The sequence below is a fragment of the Janthinobacterium sp. BJB304 genome (assembly GCF_002735765.1).
Taxonomy (GTDB): domain Bacteria; phylum Pseudomonadota; class Gammaproteobacteria; order Burkholderiales; family Burkholderiaceae_D; genus Janthinobacterium.
This window is the reverse complement of sequence record NZ_PDZN01000036.1, coordinates 19,228-32,783: the sequence shown is the minus strand read 5'-3', so window position 1 is coordinate 32,783 and position 13,556 is coordinate 19,228. Positions and strand designations below refer to the sequence as shown.

Here is a 13,556-nt window from a genome sequence, read left to right as displayed (position 1 = left end):
ACTCGCCACCAGAGCAAGCTCCGTGCTGCCGTTCGACTTGCATGTGTAAGGCATGCCGCCAGCGTTCAATCTGAGCCAGGATCAAACTCTTCAGTTTAATCTCTGTTACTTTGCCGTTTTACCGGCACCGTCTTGCGACGGGTCGCTCACTTCAAAAACAACTGACAGGCCACTTCTTGCGAAGCGTCCTATTTCATTTATTTCTTCGTGAACATTTGATATTTTAAGTTTTACAGCGACCCGAAGATCACTGCTGCACTTACATCAAATGCCCACACTTATCGACTGTTAATTGTTAAAGAACTGTATTCGGTACTGCTTTCGCGCTATCGACAAAGCGTTGTGTTTGTCAGCTGCGAAGAAGGAAGAGTATGAAGCATTTTACTACATCCGTCAACTCCTTCTTTTTCTCACCGTACTCAGCATTTGCATGCGTCGTTCAGCGAGGGGGCGAATTATAGCCCTGCGCCGCGCGACCCGCAAGCGCTAATTTGCAGCTGGGCAAATATTGCTGTGTGATATCGTAGTGCCGACAATCCCCTGCCCCATCACATTGACTTCCATGCCTATCCCACACATCGTCCCCACCGCCAATTCCGCCCTGGCCAACGCCCTCGAACACGCCATCAATAGCAAGACCAAGCCGCTGGGCAGTCTCGGCATGCTGGAAACCCTGGCGCGCCAGATCGGCCTGATCCAGCAAAGCACGCAACTGGCCTTGCGCCAGCCGGCCATCATCGTTTTCGCGGCCGACCATGGTGTCGTCGCCGAAGGCATTTCCGCCTATCCGCAAAGCGTGACCTGGCAAATGGTGGAGAACTTCCTCGGCAACGGCGCCGCCATCAATGTCTTTGCCCGTCAGAGCGAGTGCGCCCTCTATGTAGTAGACGCCGGCGTGAACCACGATTTCGGCCCGCGCGACGGCCTGCTGGACCGCAAGCAAGCTCCCGGCACCCGCAACTTTGCCAAGGAACCCGCCATGAGCCAGGAACAATGCCTGGCCGCCATGCAGGCGGGCATGGACCTGGCCGCCACCTTGGACGGCAATGTGCTGGGCTTTGGCGAAATGGGCATCGGCAACACCACTGCCGCTGCCGCACTGATGCACAAGCTGACGCAAACGCCGGTTGCCGACTGCGTCGGTGCCGGCACGGGCCTGTCCAAGGAAGGGGTATTACACAAGCAGCAGGTGATCGAGGCGGCTGTCGCCCATCATGCGGCAATCCATGAGCCGCTCGACGTGCTGGCTACCTTTGGCGGTTTCGAGATCGCCATGATGGCCGGCGCCATGCTCAAGGCAGCCGAACGGCGCATGATTCTGCTGATCGACGGCTTCATCGTCAGCAGCGCCCTGCTGGTGGCGGCCCGTTTGCAGCCAGCCATCCTCGATTACTGCGTATTTTCGCACTGCTCCGATGAAAACGGCCATCGCCAACTGCTGGCCAGCCTCGGAGCGCGTCCGCTGCTGCACCTCGATTTGCGCCTCGGTGAAGGCACGGGATCGGCGCTGGCCTTGCCGCTGCTGCACGCGGCCGTCAACTTCATGCGCGAGATGGCCACGTTCGCCTCGGCCCAGGTCAGCGAAAAGTCCACGCCAGACTAAGATCATGAGCAACCCCGTTTCCGCCGCAGTCCATCAGTGCCGCCTGTTCTTTATCGCGCTGCAGTTCTTCACGCGCCTGCCGATCCCCCGCTGGGTGGGTTTCGAGCCGGCCTGGCTGCAACACGCCTCGCGCTACTTTCCACTGGTCGGCGTGGTGGTGGCGGCCATCAGCGGCGCCGTGTATCTGCTGGCCAGCTGGCTCCTGCCTTCGGCGGTGACCGTGCTGCTGGCCGTCGCCGCCGGTATCTACCTGACGGGCGCCTTCCATGAAGACGGTTTTGCCGACATGTGCGACGGCTTCGGCGGCGGCTTGACGCGCGAGCGGGTGCTGGAAATCATGAAGGATTCGCGCATCGGCGCCTATGGCGCCATCGGCATCGTCTGCCTGCTGGCCATCAAGTGCGCGGCACTCGCCTCGCTGCCGCCTGCCTCCGTGGTGGCGACCCTGTTCATCGCCCATCCGCTCTCACGCCTGGCCGCCGTCTCGCTGATCTGGCTCATGGACTATGCGCGCGACGAAGGCAAGGCCAAACCGATGGCGCAGGAAATGACGACGGGGGAATTCATCATCGCCGCCGTCTGCGCCCTGCTGCCTGCCATCGCCTGCGGCGCGCTGGGGATAGTTGACTGGGCGGCGCTGGTCTTTGCCATCGTCGCGGCGGCAGCTGCCGCATTCTGGCTGGGCCGCAAATGCCAGCGCCGCCTGCAAGGCTATACGGGCGACTGCCTGGGCGCCGTGCAGCAACTGGCCGAAGTGGCGATTTACTTGGCCATCCTTTCCAGCTTTCAGCCGCCAACACGCTTCTATTGACACCATGCGCCTGATTCTCGTTCGCCACCCCGCGCCGCAGGTGACCAGCGGCACCTGCTATGGCCGCAGCGACGTGGCGGTGGCGCCGCATGAAATGGCCGCCGCGCGCGCCAGCCTGCAAGCGACCTTGCCACCCGGTGTGCCGCTCTACGCCAGTCCGCTGCGCCGCTGCGCCGGCCTGGCAACGGCCCTGGCGCAGGATCTGCCTGCGAGCGAACTACACTTTGATGCCAGGCTGGCCGAAATGGATTTCGGCACCTGGGAAATGCAGCCATGGCACGCGATTGCGCGCGCGGACATCGATGCCTGGGCCGCCGACCTGGCCTGGTACCGCCCCGGCGGCGGCGAGAACGTACTGGCGATGGCTACCCGTGTCGATGCTTTTTTAGGTGATCTGTTGCGCGAACAACACGAAACGGCGATCATCATCTGCCATGCGGGCACCATTCGCCTGCTGTCGGCACTGCAAGCCCGGCTGCCATTGGAGGAAACGGCCCTGCTGGCCGCCCATTCCGCCCACAAAATCGCCTACGGTGCGACGGTCGTCGTCGATTTCTGATATCGAATCGTCCAGCCAGCCATGTCAGTCCACCCCCACTGCACGTATAATGACCGGGTTTTGGTGCCCGCACTCATGTCCATGAGCGCAGTTAAACGGGAAACACGATGCCGCAACCGCGGCGAACGTGTGCTGCCCCCGCAACGGTAAGCAAGTGTCGCCCCTCCCAACAGGAAGCGGACGACAAGCTATCTCTGACAACCACTGTGCTTGCAATCATCGAGCATGGGAAGGTGGGATAGCCGTACTTGCCAGCCCGGATACCGGCCAGGACAGGTGGAAGTGCGGGCCTTACAGGGCGCCGCGCCTTCCGTTGAATCTGGCTTGCGGGGACGCGAGCTAGGTGCTTTTTCCGAAGAAAACGATATCATGACTGCTCCTGTATTAGACCGCCGCGTGCCGGCAATGGCGCCGCGCGCCCTGGTTTCCGCCATTTCCCTGTGCTTTATCGCCGCCGCTCCTGCATTCGCGCAAACCGCAAACAAAACGCTGGACCAGATCGTCGTGACGGGTTCCCGCTTCAACAGCGACCCGGCACTGCAGCCGATCGGCGCCACCGTCATCACGGCCGATGAAATCCGTCGTGCTGGCATCAGCGATGTGAACCAGGCTATCCGCAAGATCGGCGGCGTATACGGCCGTCAAAGCCTCACCGGCAGCCCCGACTTTACCCTCGACCTGCGCGGCTTCGGTGCCACCGCCAGCCAGAACACGGTCATGGTCCTCGATGGCGTGCGCCTGTCGGAAAATGAGCTGACCGATCCAATCCTGGCCAGCATTCCCATCGATAGCGTGGAACGCATAGAGATCACTCGTGGCGGTAGCAGCGTCCTGTATGGCGACGGCGCCACGGGCGGCGTGATCAACATCGTCACCAAACGTCCAGGCAAGCAGGCTGGCCGCGGTACGGTCTTTGCCGAAGTGGGCCAACTGGGCCAGCGCGAAGTGCGCGGCTCCGTAGCCCAGACCTGGAATAACGTCACTCTCGATGCCGCTGTCGGCAAGCAGGAAACCGACAACTATCGCGACAATAACGAATACAAGCAAACCAATTTCGGCGGCGGCGCGCAATGGGCAGGCAAGGATGTCCGCGCCGGCGTGCGTATCGACAGTACGCGTCAGGATAGCCGTTTCCCTGGATCGATCACACTGGCCCAGTTTGAAACCAATCCACGCCAGGCTAAAACACCGAAAGATTTCGGCTCGGTCGACAGCGACCGCTACACAGCCTTCGCCGAAGGCCGCCTGGGCACCATTGATCTGGCAGCAGAACTGTCGCATCGCGAAAAGACAGCCAAGTCCACCTATTTCAGCATCTTCGGCCCTTCCGCATCGGAACGCAAGACCAAGCAAAACCAATTCTCCCCGCGTCTGCGCCACCTGGGCCAGTTCGACGGCATGCTCAATGAAATCGTCGCCGGAGCGGACTTCATCAAGTGGGATCTGGCAGTCGACGCTTCGTACTCCCAAGCCAAGGCAAAGCAGAAATCGCAGGCATTCTATGTGCGCGATGAACTGAAATTCGCCGGCCCGAAAAACTTCCGCGTCGCTGCTGGCGTACGCCACGAAACCTTCGATAAGGACTTTACTGATCCTCTTTCGTTCTCCACAACGGCCTACAACGTCAAGCAGAACTTCAATGCCTGGGACGTGCAAGGCAGCTTCGATGTCGTGCCGCAGGTGAATCTGTACGCCAAGGCTGGTCAAAGCTATCGCGTGGCTACCGCCGATGAAAACGGTTCGACACCGGTTGCCAACAAGCCCTTGCAAGGCCAGACCTCGCACGACCTGGAACTGGGTGCGACCTACGACAACAGCATCGTCAAGGTCGACGCACGCGTCTTCCGCCACAAGCTGACCAACGAGATCTACTATGATCCAACGGCAGGCGCCTCCGGCTGGGGTGCCAACACCAATCTGGATCCGACCAAACATCAAGGCTTCGAACTCGATGCCAGCACCAACATCGCCGCTTACTGGCGCGTCAGCGGTCATTACCAGCACGTGAAAGCGACTTTCACCGAAGGCGTCAACTCGGGCAAGGAACTGACACTGATCCCGAAAAACACCCTGTCGGCACGGCTGTCGTGGGTACCGAAAGATGGCCAGAGCGCGGACATCGGCGCGCAATGGGTGGACAGCCAGCGCTATGGCAGCGATTTTGCCAATACCTGCAATGCCAAGGTGCCATCGTTCACGACGTTCGACGCCCGCTATGCACGCAAGTTCGGCGCCTGGGAAGTGGCGGTCAATGCCTTGAATCTGACCGACAAGCAGTACTTCACCAACGCCTACAGCTGCAAAGGCGGCATCTATCCTAGCAATGGCCGTCAGATGAAACTCTCGGCACGCTACGATTTCTAAATCGGCCCGGAGATGATTACAATGGCCCGTACGCGCAATCGCATGCGGGCCATTTTTTGTATACGTCCCACCAACGCATCAGAAGCACTCCAAAGCCACTTGCACCGCACCCGTTTCACCTGAGGCAGTACATGCACCCATTCTTCCGCAATATGCGCCACCGCGCCACCGTGATCCTCACGGTGCTGATCGTGTGCGCAATTGCCAGCCTGATTTTCTCAGGCATGATCGGCTCAATCGCGATTCCGCTCGCCGACCTGCCTTCCGCCCTGTTCCATGTTGTACAGGGCAAGACCGATACTCTCGCCGCCACCCTGCTCGACCTGCGCCTGGGCCGCGCGCTGACCGCCTTCGTTACCGGCGCGGCGCTGTCGCTGGCGGGCCTGATGATGCAGGCGCTGCTGCGCAATCCCCTGGCCGATCCTTACGTGCTGGGCATTTCCGCCGGCGCTTCCGTCGGCGCGCTGGCCGCGCTGCTGTTCATGTGCGCGCTGTGGGTGGTCGACGCGACCGCCTTCGCCGGCGCCGTCGGCGTGTCCATGCTGCTGTACTTTTTTGCGCGCCGCGACCTGCGCGGCGGCACGGCGGCCGAAGGCGGCGCCTCGCTGTTGCTGCTGACGGGCGTGATCCTGGCCTCGGCCTGCATGGCCATCGTCACCCTGATGCTCTCCATCGCCCCGGAAAGCCGCTTGCGCAGCATGGTGTTCTGGATGATCGGAGACCTGTCCGGCGCGCCCGCGCGGCTGATGCCCTGGCTGGTGTTGGCCGGCGCCATGGTCTTTGCGCTGCGCTGCGCGCGTTCGCTCAACGTCATGGCCCTGCACGCGGAAGCGGCCAGCACCCTGGGCGTACGCGTGGGCGCCCTGCGCAAGGGCCTGTTTTTCTGTTCCGGCCTGCTCACGGCCAGCGCCGTCACCAGCGCCGGCAGCGTGGGCTTCGTGGGACTTATCGTGCCGCACGCGCTGCGCTTCGCCTGCGGCCCCGATCATCGCCTGCTGATACCGGCCGCCGCGCTGGCCGGCGGCACCTTCCTGGTACTGGCAGATACGCTGGCGCGCACCGTGCTGGCGCCATTGCAGTTGCCCGTCGGCGTGGTGACGGCCATGATCGGTGCGCCCGTCTTCCTGTACCAGCTCCATCGATTGCGCCGCACATGATACGCACCTACCAACTGGGCCTGAAGGCGGGCACGCGCTCCCTCGTGGAAAACCTCACCTGGCAGATCAAAGACGGTGAATGCTGGAGTGTCATCGGCCGCAACGGCGCCGGCAAAAGTACTTTGCTGCGCACCCTGGCCGGCTTGCGCGAACCGGATGCCGGCCACGTGACGATACAGGGCCGCGCCCTGATCGACTGGCCACTGGAAGCACTCGCGCGCGAACGGGCCTTCCTCGCGCAGGCGCGGCACGACGCGTTCTCGTACCGCGTCATCGAAACCGTGCTGTCGGCGCGCCACCCGTATCACGACAACCATTACTGGGAAGGCAGCGACGACCAGCGCATCGCCCTGGCGGCACTGGCCTCGATGGAAGTGGACCACCTGGCCGAGCGCGACGTGCGCAGCCTGTCCGGCGGCGAACGCCAGCGCGTGGCGATCGCCGCCATGCTGGCACAGGACACGCCCCTGCTGCTGCTGGATGAACCGGCCAACGCGCTGGACCTGGCGCACCAGGTCAGCGTCATGGGCCTGCTGGCCAAGCTGTGCCGCGAACAGAATAAAACCGTGGTCATGGTAGGCCATGACCTGAACCTGGCGCACAGCGTCTCGACCCATGCGCTGCTGCTGATGGGCGACGGCGGCTGGCTGGCCGGCCCTGTGGCCGAGGTGATGCAGGCATCCATCCTGGGCGACTACCTGGGCCACCCTATCGAGATCATCGATCACGGCAAACGCAAGATATTCATACCGAAAGAGGATCAGACATGAGCGACAACAAACCTATCGACGTAGAAACAGCCGCAATCAACGAACGCCACCGCGTGCGCATGGAGAGAAAAAAGGCCATCATCGACGCGGCCATCGCCAAGGCCGACAAGGAAATCGGCATCATCATCGTCAACACGGGCAACGGCAAGGGCAAGAGCTCGAGCGGCTTCGGCATGGCCATCCGCGCCATGGGCCACGGCATGAAAGTGGGCGTGGTGCAGTTCATCAAGGGCGCCATGTCGACGGGCGAAGAGAAATTCCTGCGCCGCTTCCCCGATGAAATCAGTTTTCATGCGATGGGCGAAGGCTATACCTGGGAAACGCAGAACCGCGAACGCGACATCGAAAAAGCCGAACTGGCATGGGAGCAGGCGAAAACCTTCCTGGCCGACCCCAGCTACGGCCTGGTGCTGTTCGACGAACTCAATATCGCCCTCAAGTACAACTACCTCGACGTACATAAAGTCATCGCCGACCTGCTGGAACGCCCGGCCATGCAGCATGTGGTCATCACGGGCCGCGGCGCGCCGGACGAATTGATCGCCATCGCCGACACCGTCACCGAAATGGCCGTCGTCAAGCATGCGTACGCGGCCGGCATCGGCGCACAAATCGGCACCGAGTGGTAACAGCGCCATGACGCGCACCCTGGTCTTCGGCGGCGCCCGCTCCGGCAAGAGCGCCTATGCCGAAAAGCTGGCCCGCGAGTCCGGCAAGGAAGTGCTCTACATCGCCACCGCGCAGGCGGGCGATGACGAGATGGCCACGCGCATCACGCATCATCGTGCCCAGCGCCCGGCCGAGTGGACAACACTGGAAGAACCGCTGCGCCTGGGCGACGCCATCCTGCGGGAAGCACTGCCCGGCAGGCTGCTGCTGGTCGACTGCCTGACACTGTGGCTGACGAATTTGATGTTTTCCGGCGGCGCGACGTATCCGGACGTGGGCGACCTGGCCCTGCCCGAACTGTTCCACAGCGAGCGCGCGCACCTGCTGTACGCGCTGGCCGAAATCGAAGACACCGGCTGCGACCTCGTGCTCGTCTCGAACGAAGTGGGCATGGGCATCGTCCCCTACGGCGCCATCTCGCGCTGCTTCACCGATGAAGCGGGCCGCTTGAACCAGGCCGTGGCCGCCGTGTGCGACAAGGCTGTCTTTGTCGCCGCCGGCTTGCCCCTGTACCTGAAAGGCGGCCCATGCTGAGCGGCCTGTCGCTGCCCATGCTGGCCGCCTTGATGGCGGCCGGCGTGCTGCTCGACATGCTGCTGGGGGAAACGCGCCGCTGGCATCCGCTGGTGGGTTTTGGCCGCCTCGCCAGCGCGCTCGAGCGCCTGCTGAACCTCGGCCGTGGGCGTTTCCTGCGCGGCGCGCTGGCGTGGTCGGTGGCCGTAGTGCCGATCAGCTATGCCGCCTGGTGGCTGTGCGGCCTGGCCGGCGCGGTACTCCACGTCTTCCTGCTGTATCTGTGCCTGGGCCTGCGCAGCTTGCGCGACCACAACCAGCCGATCTCCGATGCCCTGGCCATCGATGACCTGGACAACGCGCGCTTGCTGACGGCGCGCATCGTCAGCCGCGACACGGCCAATGCCGACGCGGCCAGCCTGGCCAAGGCCAGCACGGAGTCCTTGCTGGAAAACGGCAACGACGCCGTCTTCGGCACCCTGTTCTGGTTTGCCGTGGCGGGCGGCCCCGGCGCCGTGCTGTTCCGCCTGGCGAATACCCTCGACGCCATGTGGGGCTACCGCAACGAACGCTACGACTGGTTCGGCTGCTGCGCCGCGCGCATCGACGACATCCTCAATTACCTGCCAGCGCGCCTGACGGCCTTGTCCTATATCTTGCTGGGCAAGAGCATGGCGGACAAAAAAAACGCATGGCATTGCTGGCGCACGCAGGCACCCAACTGGGGCAGCCCGAATGCGGGACCCGTGATGGCTAGCGGCGCCGGCGCCTTGGGCCTGGCCCTGGGCGGCGACGCCATCTATGACGGCGAACTGGAACGCCGCCCGCCTTTGGGCGCCGGCCGTCCCGCCGAAGCGCGCGACATCGACCGCGCCTGGCGCCTGGTCGCCGAAACGGCCGTGCTGTGGCTGATCTGGGTGGCGCTGCTGGCGGGCCTGTTTTACCTGAAAGGGAAGTATCTTGCTTGAACATGGCGGCAATCTGCGCGACGCGGCGCGTGAATACGGCCGGCCGATCGCCGACTGGATCGACCTGTCGACCGGCATCAATCCGCACTGGTATGCGGCGCCAGCACCCGACGCCAACGCCTGGCACCGGCTGCCGGAAGCCAATCCCGCGCTGGCGGCCGCCGCCTGCGCGTATTACGACGCGCCGGCCATGCTGCCCGTGGCAGGCACGCAAGCCGCCATCCAGGCCCTGCCCCGGCTGCGCGCGCCGTCGCGCGTGGCAGTGGCCGCGCCGTCGTATGCGGAACATGCACACCACTGGGGCCAGCACGGCCACCAGTTGCGGCAAGTGCCGTATGCGCTGCTGGCCGATGCCGTCGACCACTGCGACGTGCTGGTGATCTGCAGCCCGAACAATCCCACGGGCGAACGCATCGCACCGGAACTGCTGCTGGAGTGGGCCGGCAAGCTGGCCGCGCGCGGCGGCTGGCTGGTGGTCGATGAAGCGTTTGGCGACACGGAGTCACACGCCAGCCTGGGTCCCCATACGCATCGGCCAGGCTTGATCGTGCTGCGCTCGGTAGGCAAATTCTTTGGCCTGGCGGGCCTGCGCCTGGGCTTTGTCGCCGCCCATCCCGCGCTGCTGGCACAGCTGGCCGACATGCTGGGTCCGTGGACCGTCAGCGGCCCGGCGCAGCAAGTGGCGCTGGCCGCCCTGAACGACACGCGCTGGCAGGAAGCCATGCGCGAGCGCCTGCGCGGCGAAGGCGCCCGCCTGCGCCAGTTATTGGCGGCGCACGGCATCGCCAGCAACGGCACGGCGCTGTTTCAATGGTGGCCGGAAGCACGCGCCGAGGCGCTCTGGCGCCATATGGCGGAATCGGGCATCTGGGTGCGCCTGTTCCGCCACGCCGCCCATGGCATCCGCCTGGGCCTGCCCCCCGACGAACATGCCTGGCTGCGCCTGCAGCAGGCCCTCACCGCATGGAAGCACATATGAACCACTTGAAAACAGCACTGCTGCTGGCCGGATTAATCTCGCTGCAGGCGCATGCCGCCATCACCGTGCGCGACGACGACGGCAATACCGTCACCGTGGCAAAACCGGCACAGCGCATCCTGGCGCTGGCGCCGCACGTCACGGAACTGCTGTTCGCTGCCGGCGGCGGCGACAAGATCGCCGGTGTCGTCAGCTACAGCGACTACCCGGAGGCGGCCAAGAAAATCACGCAAGTGGGTGACAACCGCCAGTACGACATGGAACGCATCATCGCCATGAAACCGGACCTGATCGTCGTGTGGATGCATGGCAGCGCCGAGCGCCAGATCGCCATGCTGCGCCAGTTGAAGGTGCCCATCTATCACAGCGAACCGCGCAAGCTTGCCGATATCCCCGACAGCATGGAACGCCTGGGTCAGCTGATGGGCACGGAAAAAATCGCCAAGCCGGCCGCAGCCCAGCTGCGCGCCAAACTGGCCAGCTTGACGGCGCAATACGCGCAGCGCCCGCCCGTGCGCGTGTTTTACCAGGTATGGGACAAACCTCTATATACCTTGAGCGGCGCGAGCATCATCAGCGATTCGATGCGCGTGTGCGGCGGCCAGAATGTGTTCGCCGCGATGAAGGTGGTGGCGCCCGTCGTCACGCCGGAAGGCGTGCTGCAGGAAGACCCGGAAGTCATCTTCGGCACCAGCGAAAAAAGCGACCCGCGCAGCGAAGGCGGCCTGGCCATGTGGCGCGCCTTCCCGTCGATGACGGCCGTGCGCAAAAATAACCTGTTCCGCCTGAATGGCGACCTGCTCAACCGCGCCGGTCCGCGCATGATCGAAGGCACGGCCGCCATGTGCGAACAGCTGGAAGCGGCCCGCCAGCGCCGCAGCGCTCCCGCAGCCAAGACGGCGCCATGAGTCACTACCAGCGCATCGCCTGTCTGTCGATGGAAGCCGTGGAAACGCTGTACGCGCTGGGCGCCGAGGACGTCATCGCAGGCATATCCGGCTTTACCGTGCGTCCGCCACGGGCGCGCGAGGAAAAAACCAAGATCAGCGGCTTTTCGTCCACGAACCTGGAACGCATCCTGGCAGTGGAACCGGATCTCGTGATCGGCTTTTGCGACATGCAGGCCGATATCTGCCGCGACCTGGTCAAGGCCGGCATCGAAGTACACCAGTTCAACCAGCGCACGGTCGACGGCATCCTGCGCATGATCGCCGTGCTGGCCGCGCTGGTGCAGCGCGAGGAAGCGGGCAAATTGCTGATCGCCAGCCTGCGCGCGGACATCGCCGCCGCACAGGCCCGCGCAATGTCGTGGACGCGCAAGCCCGTGATTTACTTTGAGGAGTGGAACGATCCCCTGATGAGCGGCATCGGCTGGGCGACAGAACTGATCGAGATCGCCGGCGGCACGGACGCCTTCCCGGAATTGTCCCGGCAGCCCGGCGCAAAGGAACGCATCATCGCCGATTCCCGTGACGTGGTCGCACGCGCGCCCGACATCATCCTCGCCAGCTGGTGCGGCAAGAAGTTCCAGCCCACGCAACTGGCGGCGCGCCCGGGCTGGGATGCGATTCCCGCCGTGAAAAACCAGATGCTGTTCGAGATCAAGTCGCCCGACATCCTGTCGCCCGGCCCGGCGGCGATTACAGAAGGGCTGCGCCAGATCAGCGACATCATCGCGCGCTGGCAACATCTGCAGGAGCAGCAGGCATGACGCTTCCCTTCCCCGTCCTGATGGTGCAGGGCACGACGTCCGACGCGGGCAAGAGCACCGTCGTCGCGGCCCTGTGCCGGTTATTGAAGCGCCGTGGCGTGACGGTAGCCCCGTTCAAGCCGCAAAACATGGCCTTGAACAGCGCAGTGACGAGCGACGGCGGCGAGATCGGCCGCGCCCAGGCCTTGCAGGCGCTGGCCTGCGGCATCGCGCCGCACACGGACATGAATCCGGTGCTCTTGAAACCGTCGTCGAACACGGGCGCGCAAGTGATCATCCACGGTAAGGTGCGCGCCGAGATGGATGCGCGCGACTACCAGCAATATAAAACTATCGCCATGGGCGCCGTGCTGGAATCCTTCACGCGATTACGCCAGCAGTACGACGTCGTCGTCGTCGAAGGCGCGGGCAGCCCCGCCGAAGTCAATCTGCGCGCGCGCGACATCGCCAACATGGGCTTTGCCGAAGCCGTCGACTGCCCCGTGATCCTGGTGGCCGACATCGACCGGGGCGGCGTCTTCGCGCACATCATCGGCACCCTGGCGTGTTTGTCCGACAGCGAGCGCGCGCGCATCCTCGGCTTCGTCATCAACCGCTTCCGTGGCGATATCTCGCTGCTCACGCCCGGCATCGACTGGCTGGAGCAGCAGACGGGCAAGCCCGTGCTGGCCGTGCTGCCCTACCTGCATGGCCTGTTCCTCGACGCAGAGGATGCCGTCGAAGCGACGCAGGCCGAACGGGGCGCCTTCAAGGTGGTGGTGCCACAACTGCCGCGCATCAGCAACCACACGGATGTCGACGCGCTGCGCGCCCACCTCGGTATCGACCTGCAATTCATCCAGCAAGGGCAGCCGATTCCAGCGGCCGACCTGGTGATCCTGCCCGGCAGCAAGAACACGCGGGGCGACCTGGCCTGGCTGCAGCAGCAAGGCTGGCCCGCCTACCTGGCCAAGCACCTGCGCTATGGCGGCAAGGTGCTCGGCATCTGCGGCGGCTTCCAGATGCTGGGGCAAAGCGTGCGCGATCCGCTGGGCGTGGAAGGCGCGGCGGGAGAGTCAACGGCACTGGGTTTGCTCGACATGGTGACGGAATTAACAAGCGACAAGCGGCTGAAACAGGTGAGCGGCCACTGCGCGTTTGCCGGCGCGGCCGAAGCGCCCGTGGCAGGCTATGAAATCCACATGGGCGTGTCGCATGGCGCGGCGCTGGCGCAGCCGGCCTTTGTCATCGACGGGCGGCCCGAGGGGGCCGTATCGGGCGACGGGCAAATCCTCGGCAGCTATTTGCACGGCATGTTCGACACGCCCGCCGCGTGTGCGGCGCTGCTGCGCTGGGCGGGGCTGGACTCCGGCCACACGGTGGACACCGCCGCCCTGCGCGAAGCGAGCCTGGAGCGGATTGCCGACGCGGCGATGCCGTTGATGGATGCGCTGGAACGAATGCCACGCTGAT

13 protein-coding genes, 1 rRNA gene and 1 riboswitch are annotated in these 13,556 nt (G+C 64.1%); of the genes, 13 read left to right on the top strand and 1 reads right to left on the bottom strand.

What is annotated here, in order from left to right; all coding sequences use genetic code 11:
- Positions 1-97 (bottom strand): 16S ribosomal RNA (locus CSQ95_RS28085); the annotation flags it as partial.
- Between the two features lie 465 nt (positions 98-562).
- Between CSQ95_RS28085 and cobT the strand changes: the two genes are divergently transcribed.
- The 13 genes from cobT (at position 563) to CSQ95_RS28020 (ending at position 13,555) form a co-directional block, all read left to right on the top strand.
- Positions 563-1,603 (top strand): nicotinate-nucleotide--dimethylbenzimidazole phosphoribosyltransferase, encoded by a 1,041-nt coding sequence (gene cobT / locus CSQ95_RS28080; protein WP_070219385.1) that lies wholly within the window; start codon positions 563-565, stop codon positions 1,601-1,603.
- 4 nt (positions 1,604-1,607) lie between these two features.
- Positions 1,608-2,414, top strand: coding sequence for an adenosylcobinamide-GDP ribazoletransferase (locus CSQ95_RS28075; RefSeq protein ID WP_099411885.1), 807 nt, complete (start codon positions 1,608-1,610; stop codon positions 2,412-2,414).
- 4 nt (positions 2,415-2,418) lie between these two features.
- Complete coding sequence (locus tag CSQ95_RS28070; protein ID WP_099411884.1) at positions 2,419-2,973, top strand: histidine phosphatase family protein; 555 nt, start codon at positions 2,419-2,421, stop codon at positions 2,971-2,973.
- A 44-nt stretch (positions 2,974-3,017) separates the two neighbouring features.
- Positions 3,018-3,260: riboswitch (cobalamin riboswitch) on the top strand.
- 82 nt (positions 3,261-3,342) lie between these two features.
- Positions 3,343-5,337, top strand: coding sequence for a TonB-dependent receptor (locus CSQ95_RS28065; protein WP_180279195.1), 1,995 nt, complete (start codon positions 3,343-3,345; stop codon positions 5,335-5,337).
- Between the two features lie 131 nt (positions 5,338-5,468).
- Positions 5,469-6,494, top strand: a complete 1,026-nt coding sequence (locus tag CSQ95_RS28060; RefSeq protein ID WP_099411882.1) for an iron ABC transporter permease — start codon at positions 5,469-5,471, stop codon at positions 6,492-6,494.
- Complete coding sequence (locus CSQ95_RS28055) at positions 6,491-7,264, top strand: ABC transporter ATP-binding protein (RefSeq protein ID WP_070312895.1); 774 nt, start codon at positions 6,491-6,493, stop codon at positions 7,262-7,264. The genes CSQ95_RS28060 and CSQ95_RS28055 overlap by 4 nt, the downstream gene beginning before the upstream one ends.
- The gene (gene cobO, locus CSQ95_RS28050; protein WP_070219379.1) at positions 7,261-7,893 is read left to right on the top strand and encodes a cob(I)yrinic acid a,c-diamide adenosyltransferase; all 633 of its coding nucleotides are present in this window, start codon (positions 7,261-7,263) and stop codon (positions 7,891-7,893) included. The genes CSQ95_RS28055 and cobO overlap by 4 nt, the downstream gene beginning before the upstream one ends.
- Positions 7,894-7,900: 7 nt before the next feature.
- Complete coding sequence (cobU, locus tag CSQ95_RS28045; protein ID WP_099411881.1) at positions 7,901-8,467, top strand: bifunctional adenosylcobinamide kinase/adenosylcobinamide-phosphate guanylyltransferase; 567 nt, start codon at positions 7,901-7,903, stop codon at positions 8,465-8,467.
- Complete coding sequence (gene cbiB / locus CSQ95_RS28040) at positions 8,461-9,414, top strand: adenosylcobinamide-phosphate synthase CbiB (protein WP_099411880.1); 954 nt, start codon at positions 8,461-8,463, stop codon at positions 9,412-9,414. The genes cobU and cbiB overlap by 7 nt, the downstream gene beginning before the upstream one ends.
- Positions 9,407-10,393 carry a threonine-phosphate decarboxylase CobD gene (gene cobD, locus CSQ95_RS28035; protein WP_099411879.1) on the top strand — a complete coding sequence of 329 codons (987 nt, stop codon included), beginning with the start codon at positions 9,407-9,409 and terminating at the stop codon, positions 10,391-10,393. Before cbiB ends, cobD begins: the two co-directional genes overlap by 8 nt.
- Entirely contained in the window at positions 10,390-11,301 is a 912-nt protein-coding gene (locus CSQ95_RS28030; protein ID WP_099411878.1) for a cobalamin-binding protein, read from the top strand. The genes cobD and CSQ95_RS28030 overlap by 4 nt, the downstream gene beginning before the upstream one ends.
- Positions 11,298-12,104 carry an ABC transporter substrate-binding protein gene (locus CSQ95_RS28025; protein ID WP_099411877.1) on the top strand — a complete coding sequence of 269 codons (807 nt, stop codon included), beginning with the start codon at positions 11,298-11,300 and terminating at the stop codon, positions 12,102-12,104. Before CSQ95_RS28030 ends, CSQ95_RS28025 begins: the two co-directional genes overlap by 4 nt.
- On the top strand, positions 12,101-13,555 hold the full coding sequence (locus tag CSQ95_RS28020) for a cobyric acid synthase (protein ID WP_099411876.1): 1,455 nt from the start codon (positions 12,101-12,103) through the stop codon (positions 13,553-13,555). The genes CSQ95_RS28025 and CSQ95_RS28020 overlap by 4 nt, the downstream gene beginning before the upstream one ends.
- Position 13,556: the final 1 nt, after the last annotated feature.

Excerpts from the sequence above, each read along its gene's own strand:
- cobT (WP_070219385.1), top strand. The coding sequence starts at position 563 with ATGCCTATCCCACACATCGTCCCCACCGCCAATTCCGCCCTGGCCAAC.
- CSQ95_RS28075 (WP_099411885.1), top strand. The coding sequence starts at position 1,608 with ATGAGCAACCCCGTTTCCGCCGCAGTCCATCAGTGCCGCCTGTTCTTT.
- CSQ95_RS28070 (WP_099411884.1), top strand. The coding sequence starts at position 2,419 with ATGCGCCTGATTCTCGTTCGCCACCCCGCGCCGCAGGTGACCAGCGGC.
- CSQ95_RS28065 (WP_180279195.1), top strand. The coding sequence starts at position 3,343 with ATGACTGCTCCTGTATTAGACCGCCGCGTGCCGGCAATGGCGCCGCGC.
- CSQ95_RS28060 (WP_099411882.1), top strand. The coding sequence starts at position 5,469 with ATGCACCCATTCTTCCGCAATATGCGCCACCGCGCCACCGTGATCCTC.
- CSQ95_RS28055 (WP_070312895.1), top strand. The coding sequence starts at position 6,491 with ATGATACGCACCTACCAACTGGGCCTGAAGGCGGGCACGCGCTCCCTC.
- cobO (WP_070219379.1), top strand. The coding sequence starts at position 7,261 with ATGAGCGACAACAAACCTATCGACGTAGAAACAGCCGCAATCAACGAA.
- cobU (WP_099411881.1), top strand. The coding sequence starts at position 7,901 with ATGACGCGCACCCTGGTCTTCGGCGGCGCCCGCTCCGGCAAGAGCGCC.
- cbiB (WP_099411880.1), top strand. The coding sequence starts at position 8,461 with ATGCTGAGCGGCCTGTCGCTGCCCATGCTGGCCGCCTTGATGGCGGCC.
- CSQ95_RS28030 (WP_099411878.1), top strand. The coding sequence starts at position 10,390 with ATGAACCACTTGAAAACAGCACTGCTGCTGGCCGGATTAATCTCGCTG.
- CSQ95_RS28025 (WP_099411877.1), top strand. The coding sequence starts at position 11,298 with ATGAGTCACTACCAGCGCATCGCCTGTCTGTCGATGGAAGCCGTGGAA.
- CSQ95_RS28020 (WP_099411876.1), top strand. The coding sequence starts at position 12,101 with ATGACGCTTCCCTTCCCCGTCCTGATGGTGCAGGGCACGACGTCCGAC.